This window comes from Streptomyces sp. NPDC101151, assembly GCF_044768335.1.
Taxonomy (GTDB): domain Bacteria; phylum Actinomycetota; class Actinomycetes; order Streptomycetales; family Streptomycetaceae; genus Streptomyces.
Window position 1 is genome coordinate 21,032 of the sequence record NZ_JBIWPP010000025.1, and the last position, 15,757, is coordinate 36,788.

15 protein-coding genes and 1 pseudogene are annotated in these 15,757 nt (G+C 73.0%); 7 read left to right on the top strand and 9 right to left on the bottom strand.

What is annotated here, in order from left to right; translation table 11 throughout:
• The first annotated feature begins 140 nt into the window (after positions 1-140).
• The 6 genes from fae to ACIRU3_RS33580 all read left to right on the top strand — a co-directional run bounded on the left by fae (position 141) and on the right by ACIRU3_RS33580 (position 7,052).
• On the top strand, positions 141-728 hold the full coding sequence (gene fae, locus ACIRU3_RS33555; RefSeq protein ID WP_404064477.1) for a formaldehyde-activating enzyme: 588 nt from the start codon (positions 141-143) through the stop codon (positions 726-728).
• On the top strand, positions 725-1,837 hold the full coding sequence (locus tag ACIRU3_RS33560) for a mandelate racemase/muconate lactonizing enzyme family protein (protein WP_404064480.1): 1,113 nt from the start codon (positions 725-727) through the stop codon (positions 1,835-1,837). The genes fae and ACIRU3_RS33560 overlap by 4 nt, the downstream gene beginning before the upstream one ends.
• Positions 1,834-3,354, top strand: coding sequence for an aldehyde dehydrogenase (locus ACIRU3_RS33565; RefSeq protein ID WP_404064483.1), 1,521 nt, complete (start codon positions 1,834-1,836; stop codon positions 3,352-3,354). The genes ACIRU3_RS33560 and ACIRU3_RS33565 overlap by 4 nt, the downstream gene beginning before the upstream one ends.
• Before the next feature lie 59 nt (positions 3,355-3,413).
• Entirely contained in the window at positions 3,414-4,349 is a 936-nt protein-coding gene (locus ACIRU3_RS33570) for an NAD(P)-dependent oxidoreductase (protein WP_404064486.1), read from the top strand.
• Positions 4,350-4,380: 31 nt separating this feature from the next.
• Positions 4,381-5,586, top strand: a complete 1,206-nt coding sequence (locus ACIRU3_RS33575) for an iron-containing alcohol dehydrogenase family protein (RefSeq protein ID WP_404064488.1) — start codon at positions 4,381-4,383, stop codon at positions 5,584-5,586.
• A 302-nt stretch (positions 5,587-5,888) separates the two neighbouring features.
• Positions 5,889-7,052, top strand: a complete 1,164-nt coding sequence (locus ACIRU3_RS33580; protein WP_404064490.1) for a PP2C family protein-serine/threonine phosphatase — start codon at positions 5,889-5,891, stop codon at positions 7,050-7,052.
• A gap of 165 nt (positions 7,053-7,217) precedes the next feature.
• On the opposite strand, the gene ACIRU3_RS33585 is transcribed toward ACIRU3_RS33580, so the two are convergent.
• The 3 genes and pseudogenes from ACIRU3_RS33585 to ACIRU3_RS33595 form a co-directional block, all read right to left on the bottom strand.
• A complete protein-coding gene (locus tag ACIRU3_RS33585; protein ID WP_404064493.1) occupies positions 7,218-7,718 on the bottom strand; it encodes a hypothetical protein in 501 nt (166 codons plus the stop codon).
• Positions 7,719-7,906: 188 nt separating this feature from the next.
• Positions 7,907-8,383 (bottom strand): SRPBCC domain-containing protein, encoded by a 477-nt coding sequence (locus ACIRU3_RS33590; RefSeq protein ID WP_404064496.1) that lies wholly within the window; start codon positions 8,381-8,383, stop codon positions 7,907-7,909.
• A 105-nt stretch (positions 8,384-8,488) separates the two neighbouring features.
• Positions 8,489-8,863 (bottom strand): annotated as a pseudogene (locus ACIRU3_RS33595) (SAM-dependent methyltransferase); the annotation flags it as partial.
• Positions 8,864-8,928: 65 nt separating this feature from the next.
• Here ACIRU3_RS33595 and ACIRU3_RS33600 point away from each other — a divergent pair.
• A complete protein-coding gene (locus ACIRU3_RS33600; RefSeq protein ID WP_404064499.1) occupies positions 8,929-9,354 on the top strand; it encodes a GNAT family N-acetyltransferase in 426 nt (141 codons plus the stop codon).
• A 6-nt stretch (positions 9,355-9,360) separates the two neighbouring features.
• Here the strand turns inward: ACIRU3_RS33600 and ACIRU3_RS33605 are convergent, their stop codons facing one another.
• From ACIRU3_RS33605 to ACIRU3_RS33630, 6 genes are all read right to left on the bottom strand, one after another.
• Positions 9,361-9,678 (bottom strand): acylphosphatase, encoded by a 318-nt coding sequence (locus ACIRU3_RS33605; protein ID WP_404064501.1) that lies wholly within the window; start codon positions 9,676-9,678, stop codon positions 9,361-9,363.
• Positions 9,675-10,643, bottom strand: coding sequence for an acyl-CoA desaturase (locus ACIRU3_RS33610; RefSeq protein ID WP_404064503.1), 969 nt, complete (start codon positions 10,641-10,643; stop codon positions 9,675-9,677). Before ACIRU3_RS33610 ends, ACIRU3_RS33605 begins: the two co-directional genes overlap by 4 nt.
• A 39-nt stretch (positions 10,644-10,682) precedes the next feature.
• The gene (locus tag ACIRU3_RS33615) at positions 10,683-11,936 is read right to left on the bottom strand and encodes a beta-ketoacyl-[acyl-carrier-protein] synthase family protein (RefSeq protein ID WP_404064506.1); all 1,254 of its coding nucleotides are present in this window, start codon (positions 11,934-11,936) and stop codon (positions 10,683-10,685) included.
• 627 nt (positions 11,937-12,563) lie between these two features.
• Complete coding sequence (locus ACIRU3_RS33620; RefSeq protein ID WP_404064509.1) at positions 12,564-12,818, bottom strand: hypothetical protein; 255 nt, start codon at positions 12,816-12,818, stop codon at positions 12,564-12,566.
• A gap of 32 nt (positions 12,819-12,850) precedes the next feature.
• Positions 12,851-15,037, bottom strand: coding sequence for a hypothetical protein (locus ACIRU3_RS33625; protein ID WP_404064511.1), 2,187 nt, complete (start codon positions 15,035-15,037; stop codon positions 12,851-12,853).
• A gap of 248 nt (positions 15,038-15,285) precedes the next feature.
• On the bottom strand, positions 15,286-15,744 hold the full coding sequence (locus tag ACIRU3_RS33630; protein WP_404064512.1) for a flavodoxin family protein: 459 nt from the start codon (positions 15,742-15,744) through the stop codon (positions 15,286-15,288).
• Positions 15,745-15,757 lie beyond the last annotated feature (13 nt).

The window sequence follows — 15,757 nt, forward strand, 5'->3', positions numbered from 1 at the left end:
GCATCGGGCCGGATGAACTGTTCCGAATAGGAGGTTCATCAGCGGATGCCTGCTACATCCTGGTTCGCCCGTCGATCCTGGTTCGCCCGTCGATCCTGGTTCGCCCGTCGAACCCCGCCACCCAAGATCCAGGAGTTCCGATGCCCTCCCCGGCTTCACCCACCCGCCAACCCGGCTTTGCCGCGACCGCGCTGATCGGCGAGTCCTTCGTCGGTGACGGCTCGAACACCGCGCACACCAACGTCGTGATCGGCCGCAGGGGCGGCCCGGTCGAGACGGCCTGGGCGACCGCGCTGGCCACGCCGAGCGCGGGACACGTACCGTTCGTGACCGTCCTGCGGCCCTCGGTGCCGGTGAAGCCGCCGACCCTGTTCGTGACCAAGGCCGCCGCCGGGAGCGAGCGGCACGAGCGCGCCACCTGGGGCAGCGCCCAGGCGGGTCTGGCACAGGGCGTCGCGGACGCCGTCGCCCGGGGGCTGATCCCGGCGGAGGAGGCCGACGAGCTGCTGATCATCGCGGCGGTGTGGGTCAACCCGGCGGTGGACGATCTCGACATCGCCTTCCGCAACCAGCGGGCCGCCGCCTACGACGCGATCCGCGCGGCCGTGACAGGGACGCCGTCGGTGTCCGACGTCCTGGCCGCGGCCCAGGAGGGACCGGCGAACCCGTTCTACACACCCGCACCCGACGCGCTCGCCGCGTCCGCGCCCGAGGCGGTCACGCGTTGAAGATCACCGACATCACCCTGGACCGGCTCAGGCTGGAACTGGACCCGCCCTTCCACGCCGCCTGGGACCCCGAGCCGCGCCGCCACTTCGACGCCACGATCGTGCGCGTGCACACCGACGAGGGGATCACCGGCATCGGCTCCGGCGACCTCATGGACGGCTTCGGCACCTACCGGCACCTCTTCGTCGGCGAGGACCCGCTCGACATCACCCGGCATGTCAGGGCCATCGAGACGGCGAACTTCCACGGCGCACACTACTGGCCGCTGGAGGCGGCCCTGTGGGACGTCATCGGCAAGGTGCACGGCCGTCCTGTGGCCGAACTCTTCGGCAACGCGGCCAAGAAGCTGCCCGCCTACGCCTCCTGCGGCGAGCTGAAGTCCCCCGAGGAGCGGGTCGCGACCGCGCTGAGGGTGCGCGCCGCGGGCTTCGGCGGGATGAAGATCCGTATCGACCGGAACCGCGTCGAGGACGGCATCGCGGCGGTCAGGGCCGTGCGCGAGGAGCTGGGCGACGGCTTCGAGATCATGGTCGACCTCAACCAGTCCTGGCGCATGGCGGGCGACACCGCGCCCGCCTCCGACCTCGCCAAGACCCGGAAGATCGTCGCCAGGCTCGCGGAACTGGACGTCTTCTGGGTCGAGGAACCACTGCCGTACGCCGACCTGGACGGCTTCAAGCGGCTGCGCGCCGAGAACCCCGGCGTGCGTATCGCCGCCGGCGAGATGCACCACTCCCCCACCGAGCTGCTGCGCTACCTCGAGGAGGACGCGCTCGACATCTACCAGATGGACGTCGTCCTCGCGATCGGCATGCACCGCGCCCGCACCCTGGCCGAGCTGGCTCAGCTGAAGCACCGCCACTTCACCCCGCACAGCTGGACGAACGGGATCGGCGTGCTCGCCAACCTGCACGTGGCGGCGGGCGTCGGCGGCGGCCCCTACTTCGAGTTCCCCTACGACCCTCCCGGCTGGACCCCCGAACGCCGCGACTTCATGCTCGCCGAGCCCGTCCGGGTTAACGCCGAGGGCTGCCTCGAAGTACCGGACAGGCCCGGGCTCGGCATTGAGCTGGACGAGGAAGCGATCGACCGCTGGAGGGTCAAGTGACGTACACCATCGAGGAATTGCTGACCCGTTCGTTCGAGGAGTGGCGGGCCGCGGCCGACAAGCTCACCTTCGAGACCCGGCCGTTCATCGACGGCGCGTTCACGGACGCGACCTCCGGCGACAGCTTCCCGAGCGTCTCACCACGCGACGGCAAGGTACTCGCCGAGGTGCAGGCCGCCTCCGCCGAGGACGTCGACCGGGCCGTTCGTTCCGCTCGTTCCGCGTTCGAGGACGGCCGCTGGCGGGACCTCGCACCCAAGGAGCGCAAGCGGGTCCTGCTGCGCTGGGCGGAGCTGATCCGGGCGAACGCCGAGGAGCTGGCACTGCTCGACACGCTGGAGATGGGCAAGCCCATCACCGAGTCACTGCGCGTGGACGTGGCCAAGGCCGCAGAGACCATCGCCTGGTACGCGGAGGCGATCGACAAGACCTACGACGAGATCGCGCCCACGCCCGGGGACGCGCTCGCACTGATCACCCGGGAGCCGCTGGGCGTCGTGGGCGCGGTCGTTCCCTGGAACTACGCGTTGCTGATCGCCAGTTGGAAGCTGGGTCCGGCGCTCGCCACCGGCAACAGCGTCGTGCTCAAGCCCGCCGAGCAGACCTCGCTCGCCGCGCTGCGGCTGGCCGCGCTCGCCACCGAGGCGGGGCTCCCGGACGGGGTGCTGAACGTGGTCCCCGGACGGGGCGAGGTCGCCGGCCAGGCACTCGGCCGGCACCCCGGCGTGGACAAGATCGCCTTCACCGGTTCGGCCGAGGTGGCCCGGTTCTTCCAGGTGTACGCGGGCGAGTCCAACGGCAAGCAGGTCGCCGTCGAAGCGGGCGGCAAGTCGCCGCAACTGGTGCTGGCCGACGCCGACATCGAGGCCGCCGCGTCCGCCGTGGCGTGGGGGATCTTCTACAACGCGGGGCAGACCTGCAACGCAGGCTCGCGTGTGGTCGTGCACGCCTCGGTGAAGGACCGGCTCCTGGACGCCGTGCGCCGGATCACCACCGAGACGTTCCGTCCCGGTGACCCGCTGGACCCGGCCACGGTGATGGGCCCGATCGTGGACGAGACCCAACTTGCCAAGATCCTGGGCTATGTCGAGCGCGGCACGCGGGACGGCGCGACCGTGCTGCTCGGCGGCGGCCGCACCCTGGCCGAGACCGGCGGCAGCTACGTCGAGCCCACGGTGCTCGACGGTGTCGAGAACACCTCCGTCGTCGGGCAGGAGGAGATCTTCGGGCCGGTCCTCGCGGTGGTGTCGTACGACGGAGACGTCGACGAGGGCGTACGGCTCGCCAACGAGAGCGACTTCGGGCTGGTCGCCTCCGTGTGGACACGGGACGTGGCCGTGGCCCACCGCACCGCGAAGCGGCTGCGGGCCGGCACCGTCTGGATCAACACCTTCGACGCCAGCGACGTCATCACACCCTTCGGCGGATTCAAGGCCACCGGTGCGGGCCGCGACAAGTCCCTGCACGCGCTGGACGCCTACACCGCACTGAAGACGACATGGATCAACCTCGCCTGAACCCCGCGGGTTCGGCAGCTCCTCCCACTTCTTCCCTTCGACTCGCAGCGAGGACAACGATGAGGATCGGTTTCATCGGCCTGGGCAACATGGGACGCCACATGGCCCGCCACCTGATCCACGCGGGACACCTGGTCACCGTGCACGACGCCCGGCCCGAGGCGGCCGCCGAGCATCTCGCGATCGGCGCCCGCTGGGTCGACTCGCCCGCCGACTGCGCCCGCGACGCCGAATTCCTGATCACCATGCTGCCCGATCCGCGCATCGTGGAGGACGTGCTGCTGCGCGGCGGGGCGGCCGCGGCGCTCCCGGAGGGCGCGCTGTGGATCGACATGTCGACGTCGACACCGGCGGCCGCCGAACGGGTCGCGGCCGATGTGCTGGACGCGCGCGGCGTGCGTCGGCTCGACGCGCCGGTCAGCGGCATGGCCCGCGGCGCCGAGGCCGCGGCGCTGCAGATCTTCGTGGGTGGCGACGGGGACGACTTCCGCATCGCACTGCCCGCGCTCGAGGCGATGGGCGACCCGGAGCGTGTCCTGCACGTCGGCCCGCTCGGCGCGGGCTACACCGTCAAGCTGATGATCAACCTGCTCTGGTTCAGTCATCTGGTGGCCGCCTCGGAGGTCCTGGCCATGGGCGTCAGGGCGGGCGTCGATCTCGGCGTGCTGCGCGCCTCGCTGCTGGCCAGCCCGGCCGCCTCCCATTTCCTGGAGCACGACATCATGGGTGTACTCGCCGACGGCGACTACGACGACTCGTTCGCGATGGCGCTCGCCTGCAAGGATCTCGGGCTCGCCGTCGACCTCGGCCGTGACCTGGGGGTGTCCACCGAACTGTCCGCCCTCGTGGAGCAGATCTACCGCCGCTCCAAGGCTCAGCACGGCGACCTCGCGGGCGAGATGAGCCCGGTCCGCCTGTACGAGGCGCTCGCCGGGCGGGAGTTCCGCCTGCCGGACCCGGCTGCCGCGCCGGCCGGTGCGGCAGCCACGGTCTGAACCGGTACGCAAGCCTCAGGAGCCGCATCCCATGACCTCTTCTCAGCACGACCGGACCTCTTCGCAGCACGACCGGCTCGCCTCCGCGTCGCTGAGCATCGACCCCATCTGCCGCGTCGAGTTCGGCCCCGGCCGCATCGACAGGCTGCCCGAGCTGATCGCGACGACCGGACACACCCGCGCCTTCCTGGTCACGGACCGGGGCCTGCGCGCTGCCGGTGTCGTCGACCGCGTCCTCAAGACCCTGGACTCGGCGGGCGTCGAGTACGCCGTCCACGACGAGGTGGCACCGAACCCGTCCACGCACAACGTCGACGCGGGCGCCGCGCGGGCCCGGACCTTCGGACCCGCCGTGGTCGTCGCGCTGGGCGGCGGTTCGGTGCTGGACGCGGCCAAGGGCATCTCGCTGCTGGTCGGCAACCCGGACGCGGTGGCAGCCGACGCCGACCACCTGTGGGAGGCCGCCGACGGACTGCCGCTGATCGCCGTCCCCACCACCGCCGGCACGGGCGCCGAGACCAACGGGTTCGGGGTCATCGAGGACGCCGAGGCCTGCCGCAAGGTGTACATCGGCCATCCCTCGGTCAAGCCCCGCATCGCCCTGCTCGACCCTGAGCTCACACTCGGCCTTCCCGCGCCCGCCACGGCGGCGACCGGTATCGACGCGCTGGTGCACGGCATCGAGTCGCTCGCCTCGCGCGGCGCGAACCCGTTCTCCGTGGCGTACGCCACCCAGGCCGTGGGCATGGTGGCCCGGGCGCTGCCCGTCGCCCACCGGGACGGCACGGACCTGGAGGCGCGGGCCGAGTTGATGATGGGGGCGCATCTCGCGGGCCAGGCCCTGACCCTCTCCGGCCTCGGCCTGGTCCACGGCATCGGGCACGCGATCACGGCCCACACCGGCACCCCGCACGGAGTCGCCCTGGCCGCGGTCCTGGAGGAGGTCATGGAGTTCAGCGCCCCCGCGGCGCAGGGGGCCTACGAGCGGGTGGCCCGGGCGATGCGGGTCGGCCCGCCCGCCGACGGCGACTGGGCCGGGGCCGCCGTGTCGGCCGTGCGCGAACTGTCCGGGGCGCTGGACGTCAAGCGGCCGCTGCGCGATCTCGGCGCCGACCGCTCCCTCCTGCCCGCCATCGCGGCCGGCGCGATCGCCGACGCGGTGACGAAGAACGCGCCGCGCCTGCCGCAGGCGTCCGAGGTGCTGGAGATCCTCACCCGGACGTACGAGCCCCGCTGAGCCGGACCGGGGTGACGCCGCCTGCGGTCCCGAGGCCCCCGGCTGCCCGGGGGCCTGCCCCGGCCGGTCCGCCACGACCAGGGCCGGCGTTCCGGCCGTGAGGACCTCGCCGCGGTAGACGGCCGGGCTGCGCCACGCATCGCCCGGCATTCCGGGCGGCCACCGCGGCGGTCGGGCAAGTGTCCCAGCACCGGCACAGGGAGGCCGACAGGGACGGTCCGGCGCTGAAGCAGGCCAAGGACTTCACCGCGAAGGAGTCTTCCCGTGTGACGTGCGCCGCGTCCGGGCGCACCCTTAGAGGCATGAAGCCCCGGCAGAGGGGTGCGGATCTGCGGCAGCAGCCGTGGTGGTCGTCGCATGCGCTGCTCCTGTTTCCGATCACCCTCATCCTGGTGATCACCGTGGTGGACCTCCGCTCCCCGGAGAACATCCACCTGGGCCCCGCGCTGGTCATCGCCCCGGCACTCACGCCGTCGTTCGCCGGGCCCCGGACCACCGGGCTCGTCGGCGCGCTGGCGGTGGCCGCCCAGACACTGATCGGCGTCTACCACGGCGGACTGGCCACGTCGAACCACATCGTGCAGATCGTGACGCTCACCGTGCTCTCGGTGATGCTCGTGGTCTACAGCGCGGTACGGGAGCGGCGCCAGGCGCAGCTGGCGCAGGTCCGCACGGTCGCCGAGGCCGCGCAGCATGTGCTGATGTGGCCGCTGCCCGAGCACATCGGCCCGCTGCGGATCGCCTCCCTGTATCTGGCCGCCGAGGACGAGGCACAGATCGGCGGCGACCTGTACGCCGCGACGTTGTGCGACGGCGCCGTACGGGTGCTGATCGGCGATGTGCGGGGCAAGGGGCTGCCGGCCATCGGGGAGGCGGCCCTGCTGCTCGGTGCGTTCCGGGAGAGCGCGCACCGTCACCACCCGCTGGTGGACCTGGCCTCCGCTCTGGACCAGAGCATCAGCCGGTACGCGGCCGAGCTGGAGACCCCGGAGGAAGCGGGGGAGCGCTTCGCCACCGCCCTGCTGGTGGAGATCCCGGACCAGGATCCGGTGACCCGGATGACCAGCTGCGGCCATCCCCCGCCGCTGCTGCTGAGCCCCGGGCACGCGGTCACGGTCCCGAGCCTGCATCCGTCGCCGCCCCTCGGAGTGCACGCGCCCACCGACCACACACTGGACGTGTTCTCCTTCGAGCCCGGCGACACGCTGCTGCTGTACACCGACGGTGTCGTCGAGGCCCGGGACGCTCAGGGGCGGTTCTATCCGCTGGCGGAGCGGGTGGCGCGCTGGACGGACGACAGTCCGGAGGCGCTGATGCACCATGTGCGGCGCGATCTGCTCGCCCACGCGGGCGGCCGCCTGGACGACGACGCCGCGCTCATCGCCCTGCACCGCACGGCCGTGGACGAGCGTCGCCACCACGGACGGACGACGGGCGCCGACGTGCTCAGGCACAGCGCCGGCTGACCCTCGCGGGAAGCCGTTCACGGTCCACTGGTGCACGTCGGATCATGGCCGGCCGGGGCATGCGGCTCCCCCGCCCGTACCGTCGGCACGGCCGGGCCCGACGGCTCCGGACAGCAGCGAGCCCCGCCCCGGGTGGGGCGGGGCGGGACTGCGCCCTTCAACCGGTCAGCTCACCGGCTTCAGATCGGTGATCTTCAGGGTCTTCAGGTCCGACTGGACGTCGATCTTGCTGACCTCGGCACCGGGGCCGTCGCCCCAGGTGAGCGTGACCCTGCTGGTGGCGTGGCCCGCGCCGGAGCCGGTGTAGTCGACCTTCCACTTCACCGGCACGTTCTGCGCGAACAGAATGCCGTCGGCGTGATTCTTCTCCTCGTACGCGGCGACCTTCTTCTGGGCGGCCGAAGACAGGTAGAAGGCGCGCAGCGCCTTCGTGTTGGCGGCGGCCGCCGGGTCTTCGTTGGCCCAGACGGAGTCGATGTAGGCGCCGTAGAAGTCGGCCACATGCTGGGTGACGTTGCGCGGGTCGCCCTGGACGGAGGACACGGCGGCGGCTCGGGTGGTGTGGCTCGCGCCGGTGCCGGCGAGGGCGGGCGTGACGGCGGCCAGGGTGAGGCCGGCGGCCAGGGCGGCAGCGGTCAGGAGGGTCTTACGATTCTGGACGGACATGTAACTCATTCCCCCGGTTTCTTCGCGACCGGGCTGATCCCGGCCATCGACGGACCTTAAGACCGCAATTCCCTCCGACCGGTTCCGCTTCTCTCCACTTTCTTTCCCCGTAATTCCGCGTACCTGGCACGACACCAAAGGTTGTGCCGAATTTCAGACCCTTTCCCCGCCTTTTTGGCCAGATCCATTCAGAGCGTCGGCGGATTCCGTTCTTCGACCAGCCGGGCGAGGTGGTCCAGGGCCATACGGGTGCCCAGCTCGTTGTCGGCACGGGGGATGTCGTCCGGGATGCCCTCGTGCAGGATCTCGACGTCCGTGGCACCGTCGTCCGTCTCGGTGAGCGTCGTCGTCATGGTCATGGTGCCGCGCAGGGTGTCGTCGTCCGCCTCGAACGCGAAGACCTCGACGACCCGCACTCCGGGCACGAGTGTGGCGAAGTGCCCGTGATAGGTGTCCGTGTGCCCGCCGGACTTGCCGGCGCCGCGCTGGTCGTCGTAAGTGAGGGAGATGCGGAAGGCGCCGCCCTCGCGGGCCTCGAAGGCGTGGACGTGGGCGGTCATGTTCCCGGGGACCCGCCAGGCGGCGAGGGCGTCCGGGTCCACCAGGGCCCGGTAGACGGCCGCCGCGGGCGCCCGCATGCGCCTGGTGACTCGCGTGGCGTACATGGCCTCACGCTACCGGCCGGGGCGCGGCCCGTCCCGTCCCGTGGCGTCGCGGGACAACCGGGGCCGAGGTCCGGGAGGTGGGTCGGACCCCGGCCCCGGGCCGGTTCACGGCTTGCGGGCCACCGCGCCGTACATCGCGATGTCCTCGTCGCGGATGTCCTTCTCGCCGGTGCCGTCGGGGTGCCACTTGTGCACCTGGACGATGCCGGGTTCGGCCAGTTCGGGGCCCTCGAAGAACTCGTGGGCCTCGTCGATGGTGCGCAGCCGCATCGGCATGTTGCGGGCTGCGTACTCGCGGGCGACCCGGCCCACTTCGTCGGGGGCGAAGTCCGCGCTGCCGATGGACATCGCCGGACAGCTGCCGGAGGGCAGCGGCTCCAGCAGCCGGCGTACGACACCGACGGCGTCATGCTCGTCCAGCATGAAGTGGACGATCGCGATGACGGTGAGGGCGACCGGCCGGCTCAGGTCGAGGGTCTCCCCTCGGCTTCGAGCACCTCGCCGCCGTCCCAGACCTCGGTCACCGGGTCTACGACACCGACGCCATGCCCTGCACCGGCTGGTCGCTGTCCGCCGTCGCCGGGCACCTGGACGCGCCGGACTCCGCCTGTCCGGTGGTCCTGGACGACGACCGGGTCGCCGGCTTCGTCCTCGGGTCCCTGTCGTTCGAGCAGCGCGCCGACCGGGGCTGTCCGGAGTGGATCGCCGTCGATCCCGACCACCAGGGCCGCGGGGTGGCCTCCCGGCTGGTGCGGGAGTGCTGTGCGCGGCTCGCGGCGGCCGGGGCGGTGTGCGTGGTCACGGACGTCGAGCGGCGCAACACCGCCTCAGCCGGGCTGATGCGCCGCAACGGCTTCGCGGAACGGGCCAGGGTGAGCCTGTTCGTACGGCCCCTCGCCGACTCCACGCCCACCGACAGCGCCGCGCCCCGGCGCCACCCGCCCCGGGCAGCGGCCGAGCGGGTGCGCTGAGGCCGGTCATCCGTGGGTCCAGCCGGCGCCGGGATCGTCGCCGGGCGGGGCGTCGGGCAGTACGCGGAACCCCGACAGGCCCTCGGGTTCCTCGGCGACGCCTGTACAGCGGGTGACCAGCGCCGCCGGCGGACCCTCGGCCGCCCAGCGCGCCAGGTCGGCGACGTCGTCCCGGTTCCCCTCGAACACGGCCTCCACGCCTCCGTCGTACAGATTGCGGACCCACCCCGCCACGCCCCGTTCCACGGCGAGCCGGCGGCAGGTGTCGCGGTAGAACACACCCTGTACGCGGCCACTGACGTGCACGTGCTGCCGGACGGTCATTCCTGTGGCCCTCCGTCCTCCCGCCGCTCGCCCCGGGGCGGTTCCCCCCGGCGAGCGGTGATCCGGTGCCGGTCCGGCCAGCGCACGTCGTAGGCCCAGCCGAGCCGCTCGAACCACTGGATCAGCCGGGCGCTGGCGTCGAGCTGGCCGGTCAGTACGCCGTGCCGGGCGCTGGTGGGGTCGGCGTGGTGCAGGTTGTGCCAGGACTCGCCCAGGGACAGCGGGGCGAGCCACCACACGTTGCCCGAGCGGTCCCGGCTGCGGAAGGGCTGTGAACCGGCCGCATGGCAGATGGAGTTGATCGACCAGGTGACGTGATGCACGAGGCAGATCCGCACCAGGCCCGCCCAGAAGAACGCCGAGAGCGCGCCCTGCCAGGACCCGGTCAGCGCCCCGCCCAGCACCGCCGGCAGGGCGGCGGAGGCGAGGACCAGGACACCGAAGCGCTTGGAGATCAGCATCAGGGTGCGGTCGCGGACGAGGTCGGGCGCGTACTGGCGGGGCGAGGCGTGCTCGGTCTCGAAGAGCCAGCCCAGGTGGGCGTAGACCATGCCCTTGGCCAGGGCGCCGGGTGAACGGCCGTACCGCCAGGGCGAGTGCGGGTCCCCGTCCTGGTCGGAGTATCGGTGGTGTTTGCGGTGGTCGGCCACCCAGGTGAGCAGCGGGCCCTGGACAGCGAGGCTGCCGGCCACGGCGAGGGCGATCCTGAGCGGCCGTTCGGCCTTGAAGGAACCATGGGTGAAGTGCCGGTGGAAGCCGACGGTGATGCCGAGTCCGCTGACGAGGTAGAACACGACGGCCAGCGCGAGGTCGGTGGGGCTCAGGCCGCGCCGCCAGGCGAGCGGCACGGCGGCGAGGAGCGCCAGGAACGGTACGGCGACGAACACGCCGATCATGAGCTGCTCGGCAGTGGGCCAGGACCGCGGCCTGCCGGTCAGCGGGGTGGGTTCCGAGAACTCCGACAAGAGGGAGACCTTTCGGCTCGGGGCACGTGCGAAGGGGCACTAGTCGACGGCGGTGAAGGCGAGCACGGCGTTCTGGCCGCCGAAGCCGAAGGAGTTGCTGACGGCGGCTCGTATCCGGTGCGGGCGGGGCGCCTTGGCGACGATGTCGAGGTCCATCGCCGGGTCGAGAGTGTCCAGGTTGGCGGTGGGCGGGATCAGCTGGTGGCGGAGGGTGAGGACGGTGCAGGCCGCCTCGATGGCCCCGGCGCCGCCGATGGCGTGCCCGATGGTCCCCTTGACGGCGGTGACGGGCGGCGGCCTGCGGAAGACCTGGTGCAGCGCGTTGTGCTCGGCCGCGTCGCCCTGCGGCGTGGAGGTGCCATGGGCGTTGACGTGGTCGACGTCCTCGGGGGCCAGGCCGGCGTCCGCGAGGGCCCCGCGGATGGCGCGGGCGGCGCCGTCGCCGTCCGGGTGCGGGGCGGTGAAGTGGTGGGCGTCGCAGGACGCGCCGAACCCGCAGAGCAGGGCCGCGGGCCGGGCCCTGCGGGCGCGGGCGTCCTCGACACGTTCCAGGACGAGGACGGCGGCACCCTCGCCGAGGACGAAGCCGTCGCGGTCGCGGTCGAACGGACGGGAGGCCGCGTGGGGCGTGTCGGCGCGGCGGGACAGGGCGCGCATCTGGGCGAAGCAGGCGGCGGTCATCCGCAGCCGGGCCGACTCGCTGCCTCCGGCGAGGACGAGGTCGCAGGCGCCGGACAGCAGCCAGTCCCGGGCCAGCCCGAGCGCGCTGGTGCCGGAGGCGCAGGCGGTGCTCACGACCATGTTGGGGCCCTGTGCGCCGAGGTCCAGGGCGATCTCCGCGGCGGCCATGTTGGGCACGCTGCGCGGCAGCGCGAGCGGCGAGACCCGCTCCGGCGTGTGGTCGGCGAGCCGGTCGAACTCGGCCTGCCAGCCCTGCATGGAACCGGTGCCGACCCCCATCACGATACCGACGCGGGCCCCGTCCCAGCCGTCGGGGGTGAGCCGGGCGTCGGCGACGGCCTCCCGGGCGGCGAGCAGCGCGAAGGTGGTGAAACGGTCAAGGCGGCGGCTGAGCCGGTGCCCGAGCCGGCCCACCGCGTCGAGGTCGGGTACCTGGCAGGAGAAGCTCACGGGCAGCCCGTCGAGGCCGGGGTCGGCGGTCGCGGTGGACTGCCCGGCGCACAGTCCTGCCCACGCCGCGTCCCGGCCGACCCCGGCCGGTGTGACCAGTCCCAGTCCGGTGACGGCCACCGGGGCGCGCCGCGCCGGGACACGTGCTTTCACGAGCTGCATGAGCGGTGATTATCCGGGCCGGAGCCGAGCGTTCCGGGCCGCGACAACTCGTTCGGCCCAGGACGACGGCCGCTACCACCCGGATGTGCGAACGTCCGCGGCGATCCGTCGGCGTCGAGTGGTGGGGACGGGCCGGTCGCCGTCCGGCGTTCCTCGGGCGGGCGGGGCCGAGCGGCACGTGGACGCGAGGACGGTGACCCACCGGGCCGGTGGTCGGCGGGTGCCCGCGTGTCCGATCGGGATCACCGACGCGCCGGTGGACGGAGCAGGTCGGACCCCGTCGGACTTCGGCCGTCGGGGCGGGCGGTTGTGCGAGACGTCGCCCGCAGGGCAGGCCGCCCTGCGGGCAATGAGCGCGCTACGGCCGCCGTGAATGCGCCGGCGGCATGCCAGGGGGCGTCCGCGGTGCGGCGGCGGCCGCCCCGGCGCACCGGTGCGTGGCCCTGGCCGGTGCGGGCCGGGGCAACCTCGCCCGGGAGCATGCGGATCGTACGGGAGCCCCCGTGGCCGCCCCGCTTCCGGTGCACGGCAACCGGCTTGAAAGCAGAGCGCATTCGTTCATCGTGTTCGGCCGGAGTTCCGCGCCTCCCGGGACGACGTCGCGCCCACAGGATGTGCTCCCCCGCCTCAGGCTCGCGCGTGGGCGAGCAACGCCTCGGCCGCGATGCGCAGTTGCTCCGCGGCCGTGCTGCAGGCGGCCGCCTGCCGTTCCAGCGCGGGGCGGCTCCCCTCGGGTGCCGCCGTGCAGCCGGTGAGGGCCGCCGCGGTGGCGAGCAGCCGCCTGGCGTAGCCGTCCATCAGGTGGGCGTCGGCGCGCAACCTGCCCGCCCGGTCGAGGAGTTCGCCTATCGGCGGCATCGTTCGGGTGGAATCGACGACCATGGTGGCTCCCACTCGCGTGTGTGCGTACGGGTTCAGCGCGACAGCACGGCGCCGGCGCTGCGGTGGACCATCAACTGCGGGCTGGTCAGCACGAAGAGCGGCCGGGCGGCCTCGATACCGAGCCGGCGCAGCTGCCCGGCCATGGGTTCGGCCGCGGCGGTGTCCAGACGCACGCGGACACCGGTGCCGGTGTGCAGCCGCAGCCGTCCGTGCGTCCGGACCGGGGTGCGCACGGTGCTCTCGCCGCGCCTGCCGTAGAGGACCCGGTCCGCCTCGGGGCAGCGGATGCCCGGGCCGAGACGGCCCTCGACGGCGAGCCCGAGTTCCGGTGCGCTGACGGCGAGATGACGGCCCATCAGATCGGCCTCGACGGCCGAGCGGACGGCGGGCTGGCCCCAGATCTCCTGGGCGACGACACGGGCCTCCCCACTGGTGACGGCGAGGGAGAGGACGTAGCGGCCGGTGCGGCGCAGGTCGTCGCGGCGCAGAAGGTCGGCGGCGATGTCGCAGGGGCGGGGCCGCCACAGGTCGTCCACCAGTACCGACAGGGCGATCTCGGCGTAGGGGCCGATCGTGGAGCAGCGGTGCTCGTACAGGGACAGCACCGCGAGCGCCCGCCGGCCCAGCCGGCTCGGCATCAGCCAGGTGACGTCGGGCAGCAGGCGGCGCGCCACCTCGGCGTGGACGGGGAAGCACAGGTGGGCGGCGGAGGAGTCGTAGTAGCGCACCGGTACGTCGACCGGCCCGGTCGTGGTGGGGACGGACGCGGTGGGGAGGGTGAGGAAGGGGTGGCCCTCGGGCGGGCGGGCGCGGTCCTTGAGCCGGTAGGCCTGGGTGCGCACCACATGGCCTCGGTAGCGGGTGAGCGCCTCGTCGACATGCTCACGGACCTCGGGGACGACGGTCCGCAAGTGCTCCAGGTACTCACGGACCATGTGGCACAGCGGGAACTCACGCGTGGGACCGGTGTAGTCGACCTCGTACCGGTTCGGGTGCGGGGCGACGGCGGAGCCCGCTCCCGTGCCGTCGAGGACGGGCACGATGTCGTGCTGGTTGGTGATGCCGGCGACCCAGGTGCGCGGGTCGGCGGGCTTCTCGTTGCCGACCGGGGAACCGACCGCGACCACGTGCGTGACGCGGTAGGCGCGGCAGAACTCCGCGTCCTGGGCGAGGTTCATCAGCGCGATCGCGCCCTCGCCGTGCCCGATCAGGGCGAGGTCGGCGCCGCGCGGGATGCCGTAGTCGTCGAGGGCGGCCAGGATCGAGCGGGTGTAGGACGAGTCGGCCGTGAACAGGTTGCGCCAGGCGCCCACGAAGTCCTGCGGGGAGTCGTTGCGGGGGCGGCCGGGGGCCATGCCGGGTGCCTGGACGACATAGCGGACGACGCCGTCGGGCCCGCGCACGTTCTGCACCAGGATCCGTCCGTCGGCGGACAGCACCTCGATGTTGCGCAGGAAGCCGAGGAAGGAGCCCTCGGTGGCGATGGTCGGCTTCTCCTGGTCGGTGAGGTCGACGGCCTCGGCGGCGCCCTGGCCCCGGTCCACACCCGCGAGGGGGGAGGCGGTGATGCCCTTCACCGGGGCAGCGGACGGCTCCCGGCCCGCGGCCGGCGGACGGCCGGTCCCGTCCTTCACCGGATCCTCGTCCAGCAGGGCGCGAATGGCGAGGAGTTCGGCCATCAGGGGTGCGAGCCCGGACAGGGCGCGCTGGGCGCCCCGGTCCCTGAACAGGCCGCGCAGGGCCCGTACGGCCGCCAGGTCCTCGGCGGCGGCGACAGCTTCCGTCAGCCGGCGCATGCCCGGGTCGCGCGCCAACTCGGGGTGGTCGACCAGCACGGCGGCGATCCTCAGCCGCAGGGAGGTGACGGCCACCCGTGCGGCCAGGCTCTCCCGGCCCAGCGCTGCACGGGCCCCGCCGAGCACCTGCCCCATGCCCCGCGGCGCCGTGAGCGCCGTGAGCGCCGAGCCGCCGAGGCCCTCCTTGGTCGTCAGGGCCCGCAGCAGCGACCAGCGTGCGGCGAGACCGGTACGGGGGCGGCGGCGCGCGGAGCCGGTCAGGGCCGGCGCGGACAGCGCGGCTCCGGTGCGCAGGGACACCTCGTGGATGCCTTCGGCGACGTCCGCCGTGTCCTGCGCGCACCGGCGCAGCAGCTCCATGGCCTCCTGCTCCTTCTGCTCCTGCTGCGCGGACCGTCCGGGTGCGTGGCCGTCCGCTCGCATCCGACGCTCCCTCGACTCGACGACGCGCTACCGTGGGCGACCGCGCCCGTCGGACGCGGTCCCGTTCCCATCGTCGGCCAGGGACACCGCGCCCGCACCTTCATCCCGCCCGGTAGCGGATGTGCGCAGGGTCCGGTCCCTTTGCGCGCCCGGCCCGGGGCGGCTCACGGCCACCGGGCGACCGGTGCACCGTGGCCCGGTGGGCGGAGGCCACCGCACGAAGACCGCTCCGGTGCCGGCCCGGCCGCTCAGGCGTCGGCCATCAGCCCGGCCGCGACCGTGGCTCCCAGCTCCCAGCACGCCTGCACATCGGCCTTGCCGGGCTCACCGGTGACGGCCACCGGCTCGGCAGTGCGGCGCCAGCCGAGGCCGGTGGTGAGGGCCTCGATGGCGCGGACGGCGCCCGTGACGTCGTTGCCGCCGTGGACGTAGTAGCCGAAGGGCCGGCCCCGGGTCTCGTCCAGACAGGGGTAGTAGACCTGGTCGAAGAAGTGCTTGAGAGCGCCCGACATGTAGCCGAGGTTCGCCGGGGTGCCGAGAAGATAGCCGTCGGCCTCCAGGACGTCGGAGGCGGTGGCGGACAGGGCGGCCCGCCGGACCACGCGGACTCCCTCGATCTCCGGTGTGGTCGCACCGGAGACGACGGCCTCGAACATGGCCTGGCAGTTGGGCGAGGGGGTGTGATGCACGATCAGCAAGGTAGGCACGTGCCGAACCCTG